This window comes from Sphingobium sp. SA2 (genome assembly GCF_032227065.1).
In the GTDB taxonomy this organism is placed as follows: Bacteria; Pseudomonadota; Alphaproteobacteria; order Sphingomonadales; family Sphingomonadaceae; genus Sphingobium.
Genome location: NZ_JAPMXX010000006.1, coordinates 1,458,708 through 1,479,978, shown reverse-complemented (window position 1 = coordinate 1,479,978; position 21,271 = coordinate 1,458,708). Strand labels below are relative to the sequence as shown.

The 21,271-nt window shown below is 61.5% G+C and carries 24 protein-coding genes and 1 tRNA gene; 15 read left to right on the top strand and 10 right to left on the bottom strand.

Annotated features, from left to right (window positions below):
- The first annotated feature begins 7 nt into the window (after positions 1-7).
- The 5 genes from pstC to phoB are packed head-to-tail and all read left to right on the top strand — an operon-like array spanning position 8 to position 4,864.
- Entirely contained in the window at positions 8-1,402 is a 1,395-nt protein-coding gene (pstC, locus tag OVY48_RS14890) for a phosphate ABC transporter permease subunit PstC (protein WP_313923363.1), read from the top strand.
- Positions 1,399-2,643 carry a phosphate ABC transporter permease PstA gene (pstA, locus tag OVY48_RS14885; RefSeq protein ID WP_037477004.1) on the top strand — a complete coding sequence of 415 codons (1,245 nt, stop codon included), beginning with the start codon at positions 1,399-1,401 and terminating at the stop codon, positions 2,641-2,643. Before pstC ends, pstA begins: the two co-directional genes overlap by 4 nt.
- Before the next feature lie 8 nt (positions 2,644-2,651).
- Positions 2,652-3,440, top strand: coding sequence for a phosphate ABC transporter ATP-binding protein PstB (gene pstB / locus OVY48_RS14880; protein WP_037477006.1), 789 nt, complete (start codon positions 2,652-2,654; stop codon positions 3,438-3,440).
- 21 nt (positions 3,441-3,461) lie between these two features.
- On the top strand, positions 3,462-4,160 hold the full coding sequence (gene phoU / locus OVY48_RS14875; protein ID WP_313923362.1) for a phosphate signaling complex protein PhoU: 699 nt from the start codon (positions 3,462-3,464) through the stop codon (positions 4,158-4,160).
- A gap of 2 nt (positions 4,161-4,162) precedes the next feature.
- Positions 4,163-4,864: a phosphate regulon transcriptional regulator PhoB gene (gene phoB / locus OVY48_RS14870; protein ID WP_313923361.1), complete on the top strand. Its 702-nt coding sequence runs from the start codon at positions 4,163-4,165 to the stop codon at positions 4,862-4,864.
- 51 nt (positions 4,865-4,915) lie between these two features.
- Here the strand turns inward: phoB and def are convergent, their stop codons facing one another.
- From def to recR, 4 genes are all read right to left on the bottom strand, one after another.
- Positions 4,916-5,446: a peptide deformylase gene (def, locus tag OVY48_RS14865; protein ID WP_313924796.1), complete on the bottom strand. Its 531-nt coding sequence runs from the start codon at positions 5,444-5,446 to the stop codon at positions 4,916-4,918.
- Between the two features lie 57 nt (positions 5,447-5,503).
- Positions 5,504-5,962 carry a VOC family protein gene (locus tag OVY48_RS14860; RefSeq protein WP_313923360.1) on the bottom strand — a complete coding sequence of 153 codons (459 nt, stop codon included), beginning with the start codon at positions 5,960-5,962 and terminating at the stop codon, positions 5,504-5,506.
- 106 nt (positions 5,963-6,068) lie between these two features.
- Positions 6,069-6,380 (bottom strand): hypothetical protein, encoded by a 312-nt coding sequence (locus tag OVY48_RS14855; protein WP_409050381.1) that lies wholly within the window; start codon positions 6,378-6,380, stop codon positions 6,069-6,071.
- A gap of 173 nt (positions 6,381-6,553) precedes the next feature.
- Positions 6,554-7,150 (bottom strand): recombination mediator RecR, encoded by a 597-nt coding sequence (gene recR, locus OVY48_RS14850; protein ID WP_313923359.1) that lies wholly within the window; start codon positions 7,148-7,150, stop codon positions 6,554-6,556.
- Between the two features lie 180 nt (positions 7,151-7,330).
- Between recR and fmt the strand changes: the two genes are divergently transcribed.
- Positions 7,331-8,239, top strand: a complete 909-nt coding sequence (gene fmt, locus OVY48_RS14845) for a methionyl-tRNA formyltransferase (RefSeq protein WP_313923358.1) — start codon at positions 7,331-7,333, stop codon at positions 8,237-8,239.
- Between the two features lie 13 nt (positions 8,240-8,252).
- Entirely contained in the window at positions 8,253-9,014 is a 762-nt protein-coding gene (gene truA / locus OVY48_RS14840; protein ID WP_069067007.1) for a tRNA pseudouridine(38-40) synthase TruA, read from the top strand.
- On the opposite strand, the gene OVY48_RS14835 is transcribed toward truA, so the two are convergent.
- Entirely contained in the window at positions 8,992-9,933 is a 942-nt protein-coding gene (locus OVY48_RS14835) for a GGDEF domain-containing protein (RefSeq protein WP_313923357.1), read from the bottom strand. The genes truA and OVY48_RS14835 overlap by 23 nt on opposite strands.
- Before the next feature lie 62 nt (positions 9,934-9,995).
- A complete protein-coding gene (locus OVY48_RS14830; protein WP_313923356.1) occupies positions 9,996-10,715 on the bottom strand; it encodes a queuosine precursor transporter in 720 nt (239 codons plus the stop codon).
- Positions 10,716-10,783: 68 nt separating this feature from the next.
- Here OVY48_RS14830 and OVY48_RS14825 point away from each other — a divergent pair.
- A tRNA-Arg gene (locus tag OVY48_RS14825) sits at positions 10,784-10,860 on the top strand.
- A gap of 290 nt (positions 10,861-11,150) precedes the next feature.
- Complete coding sequence (locus OVY48_RS14820; protein WP_313923355.1) at positions 11,151-11,594, top strand: hypothetical protein; 444 nt, start codon at positions 11,151-11,153, stop codon at positions 11,592-11,594.
- Positions 11,595-11,819: 225 nt separating this feature from the next.
- Here the strand turns inward: OVY48_RS14820 and OVY48_RS14815 are convergent.
- Positions 11,820-13,183, bottom strand: a protein-coding gene (locus tag OVY48_RS14815; RefSeq protein WP_139278864.1) for an IS3 family transposase whose coding sequence is annotated in 2 segments (ribosomal slippage) — positions 11,820-12,833 and positions 12,836-13,183 — 1,362 coding nt in all. Because the reading frame shifts where the segments join, the coding sequence is not laid out codon by codon here.
- A gap of 72 nt (positions 13,184-13,255) precedes the next feature.
- On the opposite strand from OVY48_RS14815, the gene OVY48_RS14810 reads away from it, so the two are divergent.
- Positions 13,256-14,254, top strand: a complete 999-nt coding sequence (locus OVY48_RS14810; protein WP_313923354.1) for an IS110 family transposase — start codon at positions 13,256-13,258, stop codon at positions 14,252-14,254.
- 510 nt (positions 14,255-14,764) lie between these two features.
- Here the strand turns inward: OVY48_RS14810 and OVY48_RS14805 are convergent.
- The gene (locus tag OVY48_RS14805; RefSeq protein WP_279729006.1) at positions 14,765-15,040 is read right to left on the bottom strand and encodes a hypothetical protein; all 276 of its coding nucleotides are present in this window, start codon (positions 15,038-15,040) and stop codon (positions 14,765-14,767) included.
- A gap of 16 nt (positions 15,041-15,056) precedes the next feature.
- Complete coding sequence (locus OVY48_RS14800) at positions 15,057-15,809, bottom strand: hypothetical protein (RefSeq protein ID WP_313923353.1); 753 nt, start codon at positions 15,807-15,809, stop codon at positions 15,057-15,059.
- A 112-nt stretch (positions 15,810-15,921) separates the two neighbouring features.
- Here OVY48_RS14800 and OVY48_RS14795 point away from each other — a divergent pair, with 112 nt between their 5' ends.
- The 5 genes from OVY48_RS14795 to OVY48_RS14775 all read left to right on the top strand — a co-directional run bounded on the left by OVY48_RS14795 (position 15,922) and on the right by OVY48_RS14775 (position 19,836).
- Positions 15,922-16,332, top strand: a complete 411-nt coding sequence (locus tag OVY48_RS14795; protein WP_279729004.1) for a helix-turn-helix transcriptional regulator — start codon at positions 15,922-15,924, stop codon at positions 16,330-16,332.
- A gap of 51 nt (positions 16,333-16,383) precedes the next feature.
- Positions 16,384-17,427 carry a hypothetical protein gene (locus tag OVY48_RS14790; protein WP_120249368.1) on the top strand — a complete coding sequence of 348 codons (1,044 nt, stop codon included), beginning with the start codon at positions 16,384-16,386 and terminating at the stop codon, positions 17,425-17,427.
- A 135-nt stretch (positions 17,428-17,562) separates the two neighbouring features.
- On the top strand, positions 17,563-18,750 hold the full coding sequence (locus OVY48_RS14785) for a transposase (RefSeq protein WP_313923352.1): 1,188 nt from the start codon (positions 17,563-17,565) through the stop codon (positions 18,748-18,750).
- A gap of 109 nt (positions 18,751-18,859) precedes the next feature.
- Positions 18,860-19,561: a pirin family protein gene (locus tag OVY48_RS14780; RefSeq protein WP_120249366.1), complete on the top strand. Its 702-nt coding sequence runs from the start codon at positions 18,860-18,862 to the stop codon at positions 19,559-19,561.
- Positions 19,562-19,623: 62 nt separating this feature from the next.
- Entirely contained in the window at positions 19,624-19,836 is a 213-nt protein-coding gene (locus OVY48_RS14775) for a hypothetical protein (protein WP_313923351.1), read from the top strand.
- A 220-nt stretch (positions 19,837-20,056) separates the two neighbouring features.
- On the opposite strand, the gene OVY48_RS14770 is transcribed toward OVY48_RS14775, so the two are convergent.
- Complete coding sequence (locus OVY48_RS14770; protein WP_120249364.1) at positions 20,057-21,238, bottom strand: hypothetical protein; 1,182 nt, start codon at positions 21,236-21,238, stop codon at positions 20,057-20,059.
- Positions 21,239-21,271 lie beyond the last annotated feature (33 nt).

The window sequence follows — 21,271 nt, the reverse complement described above, 5'->3', positions numbered from 1 at the left end:
AGACCCCATGACCGGACCCGCAATCCTCCTGCTGCTGGCAGGCCTGGGCGCGATCGCCTGGGTCAGTGCCCGCGCCCGCGCCATGCGTTTGCAGGCGGTGGCGCGGACAACCGGGCGGCGTGACGCCGTCCACAGCCTGCCGGGCTATCATGGCTGGTATGTGGCGCTGTGGACGCTGCTGCCCGCTGCCCTTTTCCTGGTCGTCTGGGCCAATGTGGCACCCAGTCTGGTGACGCAGGCCGTGCTGGCTGATCCGGCCGCGCAGGCTCTGCCGCTCGACGACTTCTCTCGCTCCGCCATATTGGGCGAGGCACGGGCGATCGCGACGGGGATGCAGGCGGGTGCCTTCAATCCGGCCTCGCAAGCGCTGGTCGAGCCTTATACGCGGGCGCTCGACAAGTTCGGGCTGGCAGGCGCGATATTGGCGCTGGTGCTGGCTTTCGCCGGGGGCGCCTATGCCTTTACCCGCATCCGTCCCGATTTCCGGGCGCGCACGCGGGTCGAGCGGCTTGTGATGGCTCTGCTGTTGGTGGCATCATTGCTGGCGATCGTGACCACTGTTGGCATCGTCGCTTCGCTATTGTGGGAAAGTTTCCGCTTCTTCTCGATGGTCAACCCGATCGACTTCCTGTTCGGGACCAAGTGGAGCCCGCAATCGGCGGCGATGGGCTATGGCAATGAGGATGCGTTCGGCGCGATCCCGCTCTTCTGGGGCACGATCTTCGTCGGCGCGATCATCGCGATGATCGTCGCCATTCCACTGGGCCTGATGAGCGCGGTCTACCTGACCCAATATGCCAGTCCCACGGTGCGCCGCTGGATGAAGCCGACGCTGGAGATGCTCGCGGGCGTGCCCACGGTCGTCTATGGCTATTTCGCGGCGCTCACCATTGCGCCTGCGCTACGCGACTTTGCAGTGATGATCGGCATTTCCGGTGCATCGTCGGAAAGCGCGCTGGCGGCCGGCCTCGTCATGGGCGTGATGATCATTCCCTTCGTCTCCTCCATGGCCGATGACAGCATCGCCGCCGTGCCGCAGTCGATGCGCGACGGCAGCCTGGCGATGGGCGCGACCACCAGCGAGACGATCAAGCGCGTCCTCATCCCCGCCGCCCTGCCGGGTGTCGTCGGCGGCGTATTGCTCGCCGTCAGCCGTGCGATCGGCGAGACGATGATCGTGGTGATGGCCGCAGGACTTGCCGCCAACCTGACGCTCAATCCCTTTTCCAGCGTGACCACGGTGACGACGCAGATCGTCCAGTTGCTGACCGGCGATCAGGAGTTTGACAGCGCCAAGACGCTGGCGGCCTTTGCGCTGGGGCTGGTGCTGTTCATCATCACTCTGTTGCTCAACATCGTGGCCCTGCGGGTCGTGAAGAAATATCGCGAGGCTTACGAATGACCGTCGAACGTCTGCCCACCGACTGGAAGTCGGAGGCGATGCGCAAGCGGATTGCGGGACGCTATGCCAAGGAACGCCGTTTCCGGCTGATCGGCCTTGGCGCCGTGGTTCTGTCCGCCGCCTTCCTCGCCTTTCTGCTCTTCACCATGATGGGCAATGGCCTGCGCGGCTTTACCCGGACGGAGATTGCGCTGACGGTCGATTTCCCGGCCTCGCCGCTGCTGCTCGATCCCGCCGCGATCACGGACGAATCGCTCAATCAGGCGAACCTGCCGATGGTGACCAGCGCGGTTGCCAAGCAGGCGTTGGGGCCGGACGCCGACTCTCTCCTGTCGTCGACCGCCTGGATCACCATCCGCGACGCGATCAAGGCCGATCCCTCGATCCTGAGCCGGACCGAGACGATCGCCCTGCCCGCGTCGACCGGCATTGACCTGGCGGCCAAGAGCGAAGGCCCCCCCGAAGCCGAGGCCGCCGTCGCGCGGCTGGAAAAGGCAGGCGTGCTGACGACGGGTTTCAACTGGAATTTCCTGTCCGCCAGTGACGGCACCGATCCGGCGCAGGTCGGCATCTGGGGTGCGTTCAAGGGCACGTTGCTGACGATGCTGGTGACGCTGTTGCTCAGCTTCCCTGTGGGCGTGGCAACCGCCCTCTATCTGGAGGAATATGCGCCCAAGGCGTGGTGGACCGACATCATCGAAGTGTCGATCAACAACCTCGCAGCGGTGCCGTCGATCATCTTCGGTCTGCTCGGCCTGTCGATCTTCCTCAACCTGCTACACCTGCCGCGATCGGCGGCGCTGGTCGGCGGCATGACGCTGGCGCTGATGACGATGCCGGTTATCGTCATCGCCGGGCGCAACGCGATCAAGTCGGTGCCGCCCAGCATCCGCGACGCGGCACTCGGCATCGGGGCCAGTCCCGTGCAAGTGGTGTTCCAGCATGTGCTGCCGCTCGCCCTGCCCGGCATCCTCACCGGCACGATCATCGGCATGGCCCGTGCGCTCGGCGAAACCGCGCCGCTGCTGATGATCGGCATGCGCGCCTTCATCGCCACCCCGCCCGGCGGGATCAGCGATCCGGCAACCGTCCTGCCGGTCCAGATCTTCCTATGGTCGGACGAAGTGTCGAAGGGCTTTGTCGAAAAGACATCGGCCGCGATCATCGTGCTGCTGGCCTTCCTCCTCGCGATGAACGGCCTCGCCATCTATCTGCGCAACAAGTTTGAAACACGGTGGTAACCACACCCATGACCCAAGACCAAATCAACCTGGCGATCGCCAATCCGAAAATGTCGGCCCGCGACGTCAACGTCTTCTATGGCGAGAAGCAGGCGATCAAGCGCGTGTCGATCGATGTCGACATGGACAATGTCACTGCCTTCATCGGCCCGTCGGGCTGTGGCAAGTCGACCTTCCTGCGGACCTTGAACCGCATGAACGACACCGTCGCTTCGGCACGGGTCGAAGGCGAGATCACGCTGGACGGCGAGGATATCTATGCCTCGTCCATGGACGTGGTGCAGTTGCGCGCACGGGTGGGGATGGTGTTCCAGAAGCCCAACCCCTTCCCCAAGTCGATCTACGAGAATATCGCTTATGGGCCGCGCATTCATGGCCTGGCCGCATCGAAGGCGGACATGGACGTGGTGGTCGAAAAATCACTGCGCCGCGCCGGGCTGTGGGAAGAAGTCAAGGATCGTCTACATGACAGCGGCACGGCCCTGTCGGGCGGGCAGCAGCAACGTCTGTGCATCGGCCGCGCGATCGCGGTCGAGCCCGAAGTCATCCTGATGGACGAGCCCTGTTCGGCGCTCGATCCGATCGCGACGGCGAAGATCGAGGAACTGATCCACGAACTGCGTGGCCGCTACGCGATCGTCATCGTTACCCATAATATGCAGCAGGCCGCGCGCGTGTCGCAGCGGACCGCCTTCTTCCATCTGGGCGAACTGGTCGAATATGGGGTGACGTCGGACATCTTCACCAATCCGCGCCAGGAGCGGACCAAGGACTATATCACCGGTCGTTACGGCTGATCGGGCGGAGAGAGACAAGACATGGCTGAACATACGATCAAGGCATTTGACGACGAAATCGACCGGCTGCGCGGGTTGATCGCCGAAATGGGCGGTCGCGCGGAAGCGGCGATCGAAAATGCGATGCTGGCGCTGCAACGGCAGGATCTGGCGCTGGCGGCCGAGGTCGTCCAGGGCGACAAGCGGATCGACGCGATCGAGGCCGAAGTCGAGAAGCTGGTGATCGAAGTCATCGCGCTGCGCGCGCCGATGGCCAACGACCTGCGCGACGTGATCGCCGCGCTCAAGATCGTCAGCGTGATCGAGCGGATCGGCGACTATGCCAAGAATATCGCCAAGCGGGTGCCGCTGATCGCCACCAACAAGCGGTTGCTGGAACCCATGTCGCTCCTCCCCTCCATGGGACAGGTGGCCGCCGAGATGGTGCATGACGTGCTGAACGCCTATGCCGCGCGCGACCCTGATCTGGCGCAGGCGGTGGTCGATCGCGATGCGGTAGTGGATGATTTCTACAATAGCGTGTTCCGCACGCTGGTGACCTTCATGGTCGAAAACCCCAAGACGATCAGCGAATGCGCGCAATTGCTGTTCGTCGCCAAACATATCGAGCGGATCGGCGACCATGCCACCAACGTCGCCGAGATGGTCTATTATGCCGCGACTGGCCAGACCATGCCGGAGCGGGAACGCGGCGGCACTGAAGTCCAGGCGGAGATCTGACCATGGGACGGGCCAAGATGCTGCTGGTGGAGGATGACGCGGCTTTGGCCGAATTGCTCATCTGGCATTTCAAGCGCGAGGATTTCGACGTCGCCCATACGGTCGATGGCGAAGAAGCCTTGCTGATGGCGCAGGAAAATGTGCCTGACATCGTACTGCTCGACTGGATGGTCGAAAGCCTGTCGGGGATCGAGGTGTGCCGTCGGCTGCGGCGGATGACCGGCACGGCGAATGTGCCGATCATCATGTTGACCGCGCGCGGCGAGGAAGAGGATCGCGTTCGTGGCCTGGAAACCGGCGCGGACGATTATGTCACCAAGCCCTTCTCGCCCCGCGAGCTGGTGGCGCGCGTCGGCGCTGTGCTGCGGCGGGTGCGTCCGGCCCTGGCCGGCGAGACGCTGACCTTTGCCGATGTCGAGATGGACACGGTGGGGCATAAGGTGCGGCGCGGCGGACAGGTGATCCCGTTGGGACCGACCGAATTCCGGCTGCTCAAGCATTTTCTGGAGCATCCCGGCTGGGTCTTCTCGCGCGAACGGCTGCTCGACAGCGTGTGGGGGCAGGATAGCGATATCGAGCTGCGCACGGTCGATGTGCATATTCGTCGTCTGCGCAAGGCGATCAATGCCGATGGCGTCTATACCGACATCATCCGCACGGTACGGTCAGCGGGTTATGCGCTGGATACCGACGGCGTAGCGTGACATGACAGAAAGCCCCGGTCGGCATGACCGGGGCTTCCCCTTTATATCGGATCAGGCGGCGCGGCGGGCCTTGGTCAGCTTCTTGAGCAGCATGTCGCGCTTCATGCGCGAGAGATGATCGATAAACAAAACGCCTTCCAGATGGTCCATCTCATGCTGAAGGCAGGTGGCGAGCAGGCCTTCAAGCTGCTCCTCATGGATGCGGCCATCGCGATCCATCCAGCTGGCGCGGATCGTCGCGGGACGCTCGACCTCGGCATATTGCTCCGGAACCGACAGGCAGCCCTCATTATAGACCGATAGATCCTGCGATTCGCGCAGGATTTCCGGGTTGATGAAGACCATCGGCCGTTTGACCGGGGGCGCGCCTTCCTCGTCGGATTCGGGTTCCTGCAGGTCCATAACCAGCACCCGCTTGGGCACACCGACCTGGATCGCGGCCAGCCCGATGCCGGGCGCGTCGTACATCGTTTCGAACATATCGTCGATCAGCCGTTGCAGATCGTCATCGATCGCTTCGACCGGGGTCGAAATGGTACGCAGGCGCGGATCGGGCGCCTCAAGGATAGGAAGTATGGCCATCGTGACAAAATAGCGGAATGGCACGGAATTTCAAGCCGCCCGCCGAGTCGCCTCCGCTTATTCGCCCAGCCATTCGTCGATAGCGGGCTTGAGCGCAGTGGAGATTAGTTCGACCAGCAGCGCGCCATCGGGCGAGGCGAGATAGGCGATGAGGCCATAGCCATCGGCGGGCGCGGCATTGGCGGCGCGGACGATCCAGCCGAGATCAACCAGCCGTGCGGTTTCGGTCGGCAGATCATCGACCCAGACGCCGATATGGCGGGCCGTTTCGGCACTGGCGGGATCGTAGAATGGCCCCTGTCCCTGCACCAGTTCGATATGAATGGGGCCACCCAGCGAATAGGTGGCGCGCACGCGAAGGTCGCGCAGGCCGTCTTCGGGCGTCCAGAAAGGCAGCGGATCGAAATCGCGCACGGGCGCGAACGTCAGGCCGAGCGCCGCGCCATAGTCCGCGACGGCGCGGTCGATATCGGCAACGGCAATACCCTTGTGATGGGTGCGGGTCAGGTCGATCATCGGGGCATCCCTCCTGTGGTTCTTGAGGTGGGTCTAGCGGAAGGTGGAGAACAGGTCAGCTAGTGGCTTTCGCAGGGAGGGCCGGCCAGGAAGGCCGACCCTGCCCCTAATTGCCCTCGGCGTCGACGGTGAACACCATGGGTTTGCCGCGCGAGGTGGGTTCCCAGCCGGCTTCCAGCGCGGCGCGGATGCCGCGGGCGATGATGGCGTCGTTGATCTGCAGGCGGCCGCGTTGCAGGCCTTTCAGCAAGCGCTTGGGCGGCGGAAATTCGAGGAGCGCGCCGCGTTGCGTGTCTTTCTGCTGCAAGGCGATGGCCATGCCTTTCCACCCGTCGATGTCGCTCCATTGGGGTTCGCGGCGGAGTTCCCATTCATAGGATTCGCCATCGACGTCGATGCTGCCAGCAAGGTTGTGCATATTTTGCATGGCCTGCGCATAGCAGGACTGGCGCGATAGGCCAGCTTTTGCGGTGACGGTGTTTCCGACCGGGCCTGATGGTCGTTCGCTATCGACAGGGTGAGGCTAATGGATCCCGGATCAAGTCCGGGATGACGGATTGAGAGGATCATGATGACTGGAGAGGTTGCCCCCTACCCCACCGGCCTTCTGGCGCGGAGTGCCTGAGCGAGGGTGCCTTCGTCGAGATAGTCGAGTTCGCCGCCGACGGGCACGCCATGGGCCAGTTGTGTCAAGCGGATGGGGAAGCGTTCCAGCCGTTCGGCGAGATAATGGGCGGTGGTCTGGCCTTCGAGCGTGGCGTTCATGGCCAGCACGACTTCGTCCACCCCGCCCTGTTCCAGCCGGGTGACCAGCGCGTCGATGGTCAGGTCTTCGGGCCGGATGCCTTCAAGCGCGGACAGCCTTCCGCCCAGCACATGGAAGCGGCCGGGAAACAGCCGCGACTTGTCGAGTGCCCACAGGTCGGCGACATCCTCTACCACGCAGAGCGCGCGGGGATCGCGGCGCGCATCGGTGCATATGCCACAGGGATCGACCGTATCGACATTGCCGCAGACATGGCAGGTGACGAGCCGCTCGTTGACCGCCTCCAGCGCGCGCAGCAAAGGGGCCATCGCCGCCTCGCGCTTCTTGATGAGGTGCAGCACCGCGCGCCGCGCCGAACGCGGGCCAAGGCCGGGCAGGCGGGAGAGCGCCTGGGTCAACGCTTCGATTTCGGGAGAGGCCATGCTGCGAGATAAGGGGTTGCAACCCGTCCCGACAAGAGCTTTGAGAAGCTTCTTTGGAAATGCGCGAATTGCGCATTTCGGATGCGGTGCCGGCCCGCTCCCCCACCCGACCACCCAATGGCATTATCCTGCGGGCGGCCGGGTGGGGGAACGGGCCGGTGCGGAAACCCGGATAAAGCTATGCGTATCATCTATATGGGCACTCCCGATTTCGCCGTTCCCGCGCTCGACGCGCTGGTTACGGCCGGGCATCAGGTCGTTGCGGTCTACAGTCAGCCGCCCCGGCCCGCCGGGCGCGGCAAGGCCTTGCGGCCCTCGCCCGTCCATCAGCGTGCCGAAGCGCTGGGGATAGAGGTGCGGACGCCGGTGTCGCTGAAAGAGCCAGAGGTGCAGGCGGCCTTTGCCGCGCTCGACGCCGACGTCGCGGTGGTGGCAGCTTACGGGTTGATCCTGCCGCGCGCGATTCTCGATGCGCCGCGTCATGGCTGCATGAACATCCATGCGTCGCTGTTGCCGCGCTGGCGCGGGGCGGCACCGATCCAGCGGGCGGTGCTGGCGGGCGACAATGTCACAGGCGTCACCATCATGGACATGGAAGCGGGCCTCGACACCGGGCCGATGCGGGCGAAATATGTGACGTCGGTCGAGGGGAAAACGGCGGGCGCGTTGAACGAGGAACTGGCACAGGCGGGTGCGGCGCTGATGGTCGAGGTGCTGGACGACATCAGCCTGCACCCGGCGATGCCGCAGCCGGAGGAAGGCGTGACCTATGCCGCCAAAATCGACAAGGCCGAAGCGCGAATCGATTTCACGCGCCCGGCGATTCAGGTCGAGCGCCAGATCCGCGCCTTCAATCCCGTTCCGGGTGCCTTTTTCGAATATGGCGGCGAGCGGTTTCGCATATTGGCGGCGCATGTCGAGCATGAGGATGGCGCAGCGGGCGCAATGCTGGACGATGCGCTGCTGATCGGGTGCGGTCATGGCGCGATCCGCCCGACGCTGATCCAGCGCGCAGGCAAGGCAGCGATGACGCCGGACGATCTGCTGCGCGGGTTCGACATGCCCGCGAGGAGCCGGGTGGATGGATGAGCCGGAGACGGGCCTGACCCGCTTCGCCTTCACGGTCGAATTTGACGGGCGGCCCTTCATGGGGTGGCAGCGGCAGAACCATGGACCAAGCGTGCAGCAGGCGATCGAGGATGCCATCCATGCGGTGACGGGCGAACGGGTGGCGGTGCATGCCGCCGGGCGGACGGATGCGGGCGTGCATGGGCTGGCGATGCGGGCGCATGCCGACATAGCCAAGGCGATCACCCCATTCCGGCTGATGGGGGGGATCAATGCGCGATTGCGGCCGCATCCGGTGGCGATCCTGGCGTGCGAGATCGTGCCGGACGACTGGCATGCGCGTTTTTCCTGCCTTGGCCGTTCCTATGTCTATCGCATCGTCAATCGGCGGGCGCCGCTGACGGTCGAACGGGGGCTGGCTTGGCAAGTGGCCAAGCCGCTGGACGCCGACGCGATGCAGGCGGCGGCGCAGTTGTTGGTCGGGCTGCATGATTTCACCACCTTCCGGTCGGCCCATTGCCAATCGGCCAGCCCCGTCAAGACGCTCGACCGCTTGCACGTCGCGCGCGATGGCGAACGCATCGCCGTTCACGCAGACGCGCGATCCTTCCTGCATCATCAGGTGCGATCGATGGTCGGGTGCCTGGCGTTGGTGGGCTATGGACGGTGGTCGACCGACGATCTGCGCGCGGCATTGGAGGCGAAGGATCGCGCCGCGTTGGGGCTCAATGCCCCGCCCGATGGGCTTTATTTCGCGGCGGCACATTATCCGGTCAGGGAAGATAACCCGTCCTGAGTTGATTGCGCCCGCCGCGCTTTGCGGCGAGCATGGCGGTGTCGGCGCAATCGATCAGCGCTTCGAGATCAAGCGCACCGCTTGCGGTGACCAGCCCGAACGAGCCGCTGATCCCGCCGCAGCGCGCCGTGAGCGCATGCCGCAATTGATCGCCCAGCGCCGTCGCGGTCGGCGCGTCGCGCAGGGGCAGCAGGAGCAGAAATTCGTCGCCACCCACCCGCGCGACCGCATCGATGGCCCCGGTATGATCCATCAACAACGCTGCCACATCGGCAAGGCAGGCGTCACCCGCCGCATGGCCGCGGCTGTCGTTCAATTGTTTGAACCCGTCGAGGTCGAGGAAGATGAGGCTGACCGGCTGCCCTGTATGCGCGGCGTCGGCCAGAATGGCGTCAGCGCGGTTCGCCAGCCCGCGCCGGTTGAGCAGGCCGGTCAGCGGATCATGCACGGCTTCGAAACTGGCACGGCGCAGGTCGGACAGATCCTCGATCACGGCGACAAACAATTCGGGCTGCCCCGCTGCATCGCGCACCATCGACACGGTCAGGTTGACCCAGACGATGCCGCCATCGGCGCGGATATAACGTTTTTCCAGCGTATAACGCGGTATCTCACCGGCATGGAGACGCGCCAGTAAGGCTTCGTCGGTATCGAGATCGTCGGGATGGGTAATCCGCTGAAAACCGACCTGCAACAGCGTATCGGCATCATGCCCGCTGATTTCGCAGAATCGGGGATTTACCAGCAGGAAGCGGCCATCCAGGCCCGCATGGGCAATGCCCACCGGCGCATGATAAAAGGTCGCCTCGAACCGGCGTTGCGCAAGCGCCAATTCGGCGACGAGATGGTCGTGAGAAATGGAGGCGACGCCTCCTTCGATGTTCGATTGATCGAAATGCCGATGCGACTGCCTGCTCATACCCCCTCATGCGACCGGGAGGGTAAACAGGGCCTTATCTCATGCTCGCTGGACGAAAGAAATCAGAGCCGCGCACGGAACGGGGTGAAGTTGGTGCCTGCGTCGTAAACGTCCAGCCCTTCGCGCCGCTTGAGCGCATTGACGACGACATAGGTGACAGGCGTAAGCAGCGCTTCCCAGCCGACCTTCATCGCCCAATTGGTGACCATGACGGTCAGCACCTGCGCATCGGTCCAATTGCCGTAAAAGGCGAGCGGGTAGAAGAGCAGGCTGTCCACGCCCTGCCCCACGATCGTCGATCCGATCGTCCGCATCCACAAATGCTTGCCCTGCGTCAGCAATTTCATGCGGGCGAGGACGAAGCTGTTGGCCAGTTCGCCCGCCCAGAAAGCGATGAGCGAAGCAAAGACGATGCGCCAGGTGCTGCCGAACACGGCTTTATAGGATGCCTGGCCCGCCCAGCCTTCGGCAGGCGGCAGCGCGACCACGACCCAGCTCATCACCGCCATGAACAGCATGGCGGCAAAGCCCGCCCAGACGCAGCGGCGCGCGCGGGCATAGCCATAGACTTCGGTCAGCACGTCGCCGATCACATAGCCGAGCGGGAAAAAGAGGATGCCAGCGCCGAAGGTGAAGCCACCCAGGCTCGACAATTTAGCCGCGCCGATCAGGTTGGATAGCAGCAGGATCGCGACGAAGGCCGCCATCACGAAATCATAATAGCGTAGCGGCCGCGCACCCAGCGCGCCTGCATCGACCCTGTGAACCGCCCCGTCGTTCATAACGCCCTGCATATCGCACAGTCGGGTGATTGCAAGCTGTCCCCAGCGTCGCTATCGAGCCTGCCCAAGGCCCCGTAGCTCAACTGGATAGAGCACCCGCCTTCTAAGCGGGATGTTGCGTGTTCGAGTCACGCCGGGGTCACCATCCACCTTTCGGTTGTCAGTAAGACTGCTCCTTTACTTCATTTTCGTGATCCTCTGAGCTGCAAGAATGGCCAATTTCTGCCATTTTCGGTTTTCTTTGCCTCATTGAAACGCCGTTGTTGGCCCTCCGGAACGCGCGGATTGTCACCCTAAACATCCTTGCGCGCGGCCTCACCGCGCACGCGGCCGCTACGGGTCGCGGTGCGGGCAAGGCTTTGCCCAACGCCATTCGTTGCCCTTCTTCACTTCTTTCAGCGTGTCGGCTAGAATCCAAAAGTGAGGAGGAAAAGCGTGGCCCAACAGCTCGATCAACGCCGCTCAACGGCTCAGCCCGCCAATACCCGGCGGTCCGTCGGTCGTGCGCGTCGATTGCCGGCCACCAGTCCGTCGGAATCGCAGGTCACCGCGCACGACATCACCGATATGGAACGCCTGATCCGCGCCGAGACCTACCGCGACGTCATTCTGACGAACCCTGCCTTGGTTGCATCAGCCAAGCAGCAGATCGCACACCTGATCGACGATGGCGAAGCTACCTTAGGTCAACGCCTGTGGCACGCACTACTCGACCAGCCGCACAGCTTCATTCTTGCATGCATGACCGCCGACGATGCGGAAGGAAGATTGCTGCGTTCCAACAATCCATTCTCCACCCTCATCGGAGAGCGTGAGACAAGCGAAAGGGTCAAAACGTGGCGAATGGCGAAAGCACGCCTCTCACCCAAGCAGACCTAGATCGAGCAGTCCGCGCTGTCATCACGGGCACGCGCACCAATCCGAGCCAGCATTGCGCGTTTTTGCGGGGTCCGATTGCACCCCTTGTTGCGCATAGCTTCGGTACGCTCAGGCGTGTCGACGATGCCCAACTGCACTTTGCGGTCCCGGATGTCCGTCGTCGAAACATTTGGCACAGATGGGATCGTGGATTAGCGGAGAGCGGGCCTCGTCTGGGGCTTGATGTTAGGCGGCGAGCTTGCGGTGAAGCAAGCGGCGATGTTCGATGGTCTTTCGCTTGATGGTTTCGCGGCGCCTGATGATGGCGGGAGCCCTGCCGAAGTAGGCGTCTGCCGGGGTCACGTTGCTCAGGCTCTCGTGGTAGCGCTGGTGATTGTAGTGCTCCACGAACGCCTCGATCTGGGCCTCGAGGTCGCCGGGCAGGAAGTAATTCTCCAGCAGGATGCGGTTCTTCAAGGTCTGGTGCCAGCGCTCAATCTTGCCCTGAGTTTGCGGATGCAACGGGGCTCCGCGAACGTGGCTCATCTGCTGGGCCTCGATGTACTCGGCGAGTTCGCCCGCGATGTAGCCGGGGCCGTTGTCCGATAACAGCCGGGGCTTGTGCAGCACCGTGGCACTATCGCAACCCGAGGCCTTGAGAGCGAGGTCGAGCGTGTCGGTGACGTCCTCGGCGCGCATGTTGGTGCACAGCTTCCAGGCGATGATGTAGCGCGAATAGTCGTCGAGCACGGTCGAAAGGTACATCCAGCCCCACCCGATGATCTTGAAGTAGGTGAAGTCTGTCTGCCACATCTCGTTCGGCCGGGTGGTCTTCGTGTGGAACTGGTCGGCGGCCTTGATCACGGTATAGGCCGGACTGGTGATCAGGTCGTGCGCCTTCAACAGGCGGTAAACCGTGGCCTCCGACACGAAGTAGCGCTTCTCGTCGGTGAAGCGCACGGCCAGTTCGCGGGGGGAGAGTTCGGTCGCATCAAGCGCCATCTCGACGATCTGCTCGCGGACATCCTCGGAAATGCGGTTCCACACCCGGCCTGGCGCACAGGGGCGATCCTCCAGCGATTCGGGGCCGCCTTCGAGGAAGCGATCATACCAGCGGTAGAACGTCCGGCGGGGAATGCCGAGCTTATCCAGCGTGTGCTTGGCGGGCAGGTGCGACTGCTCGACGATCCTGATGATCTCCAGCTTTTCTGCGGCAGGGTACCTCATTCGTCGTCGCCCCCATCCGCGATCATGCTTTTTTTGAGCAGACGGTTTTCCAGCGTCAGATCGGCCACGCATTCCTTGAGGGCACGGGCTTCGCGGCGCAGGTCCTGAACCTCGCCCGTTGTCGCACTGCGGGCGGTGTCACCGGCAAGACGGCGCTTGCCGGCTTCCATGAACTCCTTCGACCAGGTGTAGTAGAGGCTCTGGGCAATGCCTTCACGCCGGCACAGTTCGGCGATGCTGTCCTCGCCGCGCAATCCGTCGAGCACGATGCGGATCTTGTCTTCGGCCGAGAAATGCCGCCGCGTCTGTCGGCGAATATCCTTCACCACGGCTTCGGCAGAGGCCTTCGTCGGCGATTTTCGCAAGGAGGGTTTGGGCTTCATCTTATGGGATGGACGCCTCCCGCAATCGGGCCGAGCATGTTGCCACAGCGACCGGGGAGAGGAGTTCATCACATGCAAATGCTAGCGATCGATTTGGGCAAGCAATCCTTTCACATCTACGGGATTACTTGCGAAGGTGAGATAATCTCGCGGAAGGTTAGCAGGGCAAAGCTGGTCGGTGCGGTGACCAGATTGCAACCGCAGTCGGTCGCGATGGAAGCTTGCGCCAGCTCGCACCATTGGGGCCGCGTCTTCGACGCTCAGGGATACGCTGTACAACTGATCCATCCGCGCTTCGTAAAGCCATTCGTGAAGGGATCGAAGAATGATGCGGTTGATGCCGAAGCCATTTTCGAAGCTGCCAACAGGCCAACCATGCGGTTCGTGCCGCTGAAGAGCGTCGAGCAGCAGGATCTTCAAGCTCTGCACCGCACGCGCGACAGGCTGATTGTGCAGCGCACCGCGTTGATCAATCACACTCGAGGCCTTCTGGCCGAGTATGGCGTCGTCATGCCGGCAGGTGCGTCCCGGTTCCGGCTGCAGGTCGACAAGATGATCGAAATTGCCGAACTCTCGCACTTGGCGAAGGACCTGTTCCTGAAGCTCGTCGAGGAGTATCGCGACTTGGATGCCAGAGTATCCACTCTGGATGACATGCTGGTTGATATCTGTCGGAGAGACGAACGTTGCAAACGTCTCATGACACTACCCGGTGTGGGACCGATCGTTGCAACCTCCCTCGTCGCCGCGATTGACGATGGTCGGCACTTCAATTCGGGCAGAGCCCTTTCTGCCTGGATTGGGCTGGTTCCGCGACAATACACGACTGGCGGCAAGCCAAGGCTCGGTGGTATCGGGAACAGAGCCAATCATTACCTGAGGCGCCAGCTGATACATGGTGCACGGTCTGCGTTGCTGCGGATCGCCAAGCATGACGACCGGCGTTCAAAATGGGCGCAGGAACTGCAATCGAGGGCCGGTCACAACAAGACACTCGTCGCCATGGCGAACAAGACTGCTCGCATGGCCTGGGCGATGTTGCGAAGCGGCGAAAGCTACAAAATGGCCTGACCGTTTGGCAGCAGGCCGCAATCTGATCAGAGGTTCGAATGCGAGGTGGAAGACTTGATGGTGTAACGGCACGGACCGCCGCTTCACAGCCTGAAAGGAACGATGGCCTTCGAGGCCGCTCATCTTAAAAGGCACTGAAACGAGCGGATTCCCATCATGGCCAGGGGCAAGTCTGCCTCGATCAACAGGCCGGATAGATTCACGCATCCAATGCCGGAGCAACATCGAGACACTACCTTGCGCGGGAGGCGTCCATAGATGCGTTCCTTCGTCACTACGACGAAGCCCAAACCCTCCTTAAATCTCAACCCATAATCTGTGCCATGGGTGCTGACGCCGGACACCCAACTGCACTTTGCGGTCCCGGATACCGGATAGGAGATCGGAGAGTGTGATGATCATTCTACTCCCTTTCTGTCTGACCTTCGCTTGGCAGCGGGGCCTCCCGCCCCTCCTCTGAGCGGTGCACCAGATACCCGTAATCTGGACCACACGCCACCTCCCGCTCCGTCAGGTCGCGGGAGTCTGGCCAACTCGATGAAACTGGACCTGATCGAGTATCCGCTTGAGCAACGCCCAAGGCCCATCTCGCCTAGGATGCGATAATATCTCCACCCGGGTATCTATCCCCTGCACCCCTAGCCGGCGGTTTTCGCACTGGACGATGCGGGCGGTATAGTCGCTGACGTCCGCCAGCCTGCTCTCGTTCTCGATCTTCATCTGAGCGATATCGAAAGCCGCTGCCTCATCGCCACCCGGCCAGATTGTGATCGTGACGACCATCATGGCCTGCGCGCCATCTCTACGGCGCGAACCTAGACTCGAGCTGCAGGTCCAGCCCCTCAGCCAACGCACTTTGGGGGTTGCTGGCCACCATCGCCAAGATCGCGCCCATCGCGTCCGACACCATAGAGACCGCCAGCGGGTTGCTCGCGTCGTACCCTCTGCGGACCTCAGCCTGGTCCGCCAACTGTCTTCCATAACGAAGTCTGAGCAATCCTCTCGCCTCGGCGAGATCGCAGGCCATCATCGCATGGTAGACATGATGGATTTGGCTCACCTGCACATCGACGATCGTCGCGGTGTAAAGCGTCCGACCATGTTCGACACTGTCCCGGTCCCTGCCGATATTCCAGAGCCCCCCGGCCACCGTCTCTCCGGTCATGCCCGCGTCACGACGGAGGATTTGATCGACCAGATCACTTGGCATGCCCAGTTCCAGATCGAGCGAGTGGAACATGATGCACCTCATCAACCCCGGCGCGGTCAAACACGCTTCCAGCGGTCGCGCCCCGTCAAACGGAGGCTGCGGGCTATACAGCCAGGCCAATGGATCGGACGGCAAGCTGTCACGCTCAAACCGAGCGCCGGTTTCAACGGCCGCGATCACGAGGCGATCGACCATCTTGTAGGTCAAATCGAATGACACATCGTCGGGGCTATCGCTGGCTAGCGGATCAGGGCGTCCCAACAGAGCTGAAGTGGTAAAGTAATCCAGCGCTGAGCGCTGGGTCCGGGCAGCTATTCTCTGTTCGTACATCTCATGCGTCAGCATTGCGAAACCCTTTCTGTCACCATCCTTTTCAAAAGAAGCCTGCGCGAGTCGCTTGCTCCACTTGCAGACTTGTACATTCATTTCAATGATTCTGGAATTATAGAATTGAACGGTGTCCGATTTTCTGTTTCAACGGACGTCGAAACGGACATCGGCCGGTACATTGTTGGTTTGGCTGACGGATCTGTCCGTCACTAACCGTTTGACCGGTTGGGATGGATCGCTGATAGTCTGGCCCATGGACTCATCAGCAATGGTCGAGGCCCTGGCTGCGCTAGGGCAACCGACTCGCCATGATATCTACCGCCTACTCGCCCGGGCGCCTGAAGGCCTGCCGGCGGGAGAAATTGCGCGCCACCTCAATGTCGCTGCAAACACGCTATCTTCCCATCTGGGAATTCTATCGCGCGCCCACCTTGTTTCCTCGCGCCGTGCGGGAAAACAGGTGATCTATCGGGCTGATACAGCCGCAGCGTCGTCCATCGGCACATACCTCAATGGCTTAGCCTCAGTGACGCCCTGAATTTTCTGAATACGCTCTGCTTCGCTCCTCGAAACTCAGGAGTGAAGAAAAATGGAAGATCGCATTGCCCACTACATGGTGACCTTCACGCCTCAGCAATGGCCGGAAGCTTACCGGCGTGCTCTGGAAGTTGAAGAGCTCCCCAGGAAGGGCAGTCGGCGAATGGCAGCAGCTGTTACCGCTGCCGCCACTCGGCTGGGGTATAAGGAGCGCAACTTCTTCAAGATCATTCGGGCGTACAAGGACTCGCTCCAGCTGAACGATCAGGTTCTGTCCAACTACCCCCGTCAGCTTCCTGCTGAAACGAGAGCAGCTCTCGAAGAAGCCATCGCGCACGCCGGCCCGGGCGCTCGGCCAGGGGCGATCCAGTCTGCCGCCGAAGCCTTGTGCGAGAAGCGTAAAATAAGTCCACCAAGCAAACGGGCAGTCCGCACGAGACTCAATCTGCCCATGGAAGTGACCGATATCGCGTCCTACACCGGCATGAATACCGACTACGCCATCGATATGTCGCCACTCGATGTGGCGGTCGATGGCCCCGATAACATCCCCTATCACGCTGTCCTCACCGCGTTCATCGACGTCAACCGTGGTATCGCTCTTGCCCATGTGGTGACTGCAGATCGGCCAACTGCCGACGACATCCTCCAGTTGGTCACCGAGGCAGCTGAGAAGACGAGTTCCGCATCACCCGCACGCGCATCTTTGGCGATGTACCGGAACGCTCCTGTCGATGACCCGCGTACGAAAGCCCAGTTACGCTCACTCGGCATCACCCAGTCAGACGTTCAGGTAGATTCTCGTCGGCCAGGATTGGCCCTCACTGCTATGTTTGGCACCAAGCTCGGCCGCGTGCCACTCAATCCTCGCCGCAATCCTTCCATCCCATTCGCAATTCGGGAAACTCTGCCTCTGCCTGTCGTGCGTCCAGCCGTTGCTCTGCTTCTGGAACGCTATCACGCTGGCCTGCAGATCAATCGCGAGGCCGAGCCCGCCGTATCAGCCGCAGCAGCGATCCAAGCGATTACCAAGGGGCCAGCGAAAGCAAAGCCAACTGAAGTCGCCTATGCCCGACCTCTGTCCCCGACCAGGTAGCACTTTAGCGGCAGGTGGGATTGTCGCAGCGCGCTGGCTGAATGGGATCCCAACCGTCATTCCCCATTCCGCCTGATTGATCTTCGAACATCCACCTTGCGTTAACTTTTGCGCGTCACATGCAAGCACATGTTCTTGCAGTATAAATTTCCGATCGAACCAAGCAGGGCGCAACATGCGCGCTTGGCGTCGATCCTGCAGCTACAGCGAAATTTGTACAACGACGCGCTCCAAAATCGGCGTGCAGCCTATCAGCGCGGCGTCCATCTCACATACGAAGACGATACCAAGTCTCTCCCTGCGTATAGAATGGCCAACCGCCAGCATACTGCCCTGCCCTGGGGCATTAACAATTGGACCTTGCGCTGCGTCGATACCGCAATGACGAGGTATCGTGATCGCCTGACGGCCAACCCCAACGCCGGGTTCCCGCGCTTCCGCTCCGAAGAGCGTTGGCGCAGTTTTGGCGTCCACGGCGTACGAGGCTGTGTCGTCGCGGACAGCTACCTGTCGGTGGATGGCATCGTGGGCAAATTGCGGGTGCGCATGCATCGCCCGTTGCCAGCTGACGCTCGCCTCGCCGGACTCACCTTCACCCGCAGAGCGCGTCGATGGCATGTCACAATCCTGGTTGATTGCAAAGCCGGCGGCCAAGAGCACCAAAATCCTGGCAGCGCGTGTGGCGTCGATCTCGGCATAGATCACCTGGCATCGCTATCGGACGGCTCGCTCTTCAACGATACAGTCCGATGGACGACTCAAAATGCTGCGTTGCGGCGGGCCCACCGGGCACTGGCAAGATGCCAGAAAAACTCCCGCCGAAGCAAAATGCTGCGCGAACGCCGAGACCGCGCCAGTCAACGCGTGATAAACCTCCGTTCCACGCGGCTTCATCAGATTTCGGCGGCGATCACTAATCGATTTGAGACGATCGTGGTCGAAGATCTCGACCTCAAACAATTTCCCCGTCCATCACGCACACGACGCCCGTCAGACGGCATCGGGGCAATCGCGACGCGGGAAAACGGTCAAATATTGGCGGAGGTGAGACCAAAGCGCCTTCTCGAAATGATCCGCTACAAAGCTGAAAAGGCTGGCGGCGCGGTCATCATTGTGGATCCGAGACGCATTGCGCCAAAGTGCAATGCATGCGGATCACCATCCTCTGAAAGCAATGACGGTGAGCGGCACATCTGTGCCTGCGGCGTCGATGTCCCACGAGGCACCAACAATGCAATCAACATCCTTGCGCGCGGGCTCTCTGCGCATGCGGCCGCTTTGGGTCGCAGGGTGGGCAAGGCTTTGCCCAACGCCAGCGTCTAGCTGCGCGTCCACCCGGAAATGCAGCGCAGTTGCATAGCAACTGCCTGTCCAAAGCTTGAGGGGATTTTTCAAACCCGCTTTAGCCACACCTATTCGCACTGGAACCCTGATGATCGCCTTACGCCCGGCCCGTGACTTCGGCATATTCCGCCTGGAGCATTTCCAAAGCCTCCAGCATTTCGGGCCTGAAAGCTGTGGCGGACACCCGATGCAGTGGGGCGATATGATCATGTGGAATCAGGAGGCGATCTCTCCCCGTGCCGGACTGCCGCAAACTCCGCATTCCGACACCGAGATACTGACCTACGTCACGAGCGGAATGCTCTATCACGAAGATATCCTGGGCAATGTCGGGGCGCTTCAAGCAGGCGATTGCCAAGTCATATCCGCTGGTACGGGCGTCGCTATCCGGCGCGGCAATCCAGACGAGGCCGACCCGGTCGAATTCGTCCAGATCTGGCTGATACCCAACCATCAGGGCGGCGAGCCCTTCTCTGTTGTAAGGGGGTTCGCTGACGATCGTGAGCAGGGCCAGTTCGCTACATTAGCCAGCGGGTTCGACAATGAAGGTAATTCACTGCCGATGCGAGCCAACGCCCGTCTATCGCGAGTTGTGCTGGCTGATGGCGGCGCTGCGGATTACCGCTTTGAGGCAGGCAATTTCGGCTATGTCGTGCCGCTCTCCGGAAGGGTGCAAGTCGGCGATGTGATTGCCGACCGCAATGACGGTATCCTCATCAATGATGTTGAAACCGTTACAGTGACCGCCATGGGACACACGATCGCGCTTCTTATCGAAATGGCAGAGTAATATTGAGAGGCCAAAACTGGCATTCCAGCAATCCGGCGCAATACATAAGGTAGCAAAAACATATGAGTCAGTCAGATTTCGACATCTTAATTGACAGCTTTGCCTACGCTCTCGCCATGAACCGCAAGATGCAGGCGCGTTATGCCTCAGACGCGCCCGTTATTCAGGCCATTCCGTCAACGAGCGCAGGTCAAGAATGGCGAGCGCTTATCGACCGCCTGAATGCCATCGATCCCGATGGCGGGTGGGGCCGACTTAAAATAGGCAGCGTATAATTTGTCGCCGTCAAAGGGACTAGCGAGATCCCAGGCTCACAATGGCTTTGACATTTAGGTAGGATCCTGCGGCGGCTACGCAGCACCTAACAATCTGTCTACCAGCCTCAAAGCTCGCATATGTACGGCCATCACGGTCGAGAAACTCGAGTGGGGCATGAAGTTGAACAGCATTTCAGTCTGATCCACTCCATGCCGCACTACCGATTAATAGCTTCGATCAAAATTCTGGCCGCATCACCACATCGCGGAATAGCGCCGTGATCGCGCTCGCGCGCTCTTCACGCATGCGCTGCGACTTTTCGACCGTCGGCTCCACCTGCTGCCACTGGCTTTCGTTCCAGCGCATCGCCTCCACGAGCAACGCCCGCTCTATGATCTCCTGCTCAATCCCCTCGCTGATCGAGTTGCTGAGAGGAGCCCCCTCCTCTGTAAACCGCGGTTTGAACTGATACGGCCCCAGCGTGTCGCCCAGGTAGCGGACCAGCTGTGTGCCGTGACGCCACTTTCCGCCTGCATGAATGTCAAACGACACTCGGCGGTTGAAGACCCGAAAGCGCTTCTGCAACTGCTTGCTCTGCCGCGCCCCGCCTGGAGGCGCGATAAAGTCGATCGACTCCACGCGATCGAAATGCACCTGCGTGTGCTGCACGAGATGGCGCATGAGGTCGTCATCCATATTGCGGGTAGCGCGCATGAGCCCGTCTTCCGGAATCAGCGGATCGCCCACCCCCAATCCAAGGATCATCCTAGAGCTGGTATCGACAATGAACGTAGCCGTAGCCAATTCCACCCGGCCGCTGATCTGAACCATCACATCGACTGCGGTCTGGTCCACCAGGATCTGAAGACCAGCAGCCCCAGCCGCCGGCTCTGCGACACCTTCCCGGCGGAGTACCTTTATGCGTCGCTGGATCGAGGATGCAGACGGAGGCGCCTCGCCCGCGTCCGCGCAGGATTCAAATATCCAGCGTATGATCGACGCGGGCGAAGCCGCGGGCTCATGCTGCAGTTTCCAGCGCAGCGCACGCTCGGCAACGGGTGCGAAGCCTTTCTGTGCTGGTGCCGCGACAGCCTTCACCCGGAAGCTCGGTGACAGACCTCGTGTCGGGCCCAGATCCTTCAGCTTCTTCAGCAGTCGGTAAAAATTGCGCTGCTCCATATCGAGCGCGCTGCACGCGTCGCCCACGGGCATGGGGTCATCGTCGCGAAGATAGAGGTCCATCGTCCTCAGTCTGGCGATCACCGCCTCCCGCTTAGAATCATCCAGAGACAGGAACAGGGCGTACTCTGATTCGCCAGAAAAGCCTGAAGCGGCATGCCGTTTGACCAACTCCTCGTCAGTTTCGAGGGCCGACCGGTCCGAACCAACGTCGCGCGTGCCGTTTTTCTTACTGTTCATCCATGACTTATTAGAACAGTAAGGCACGCATCG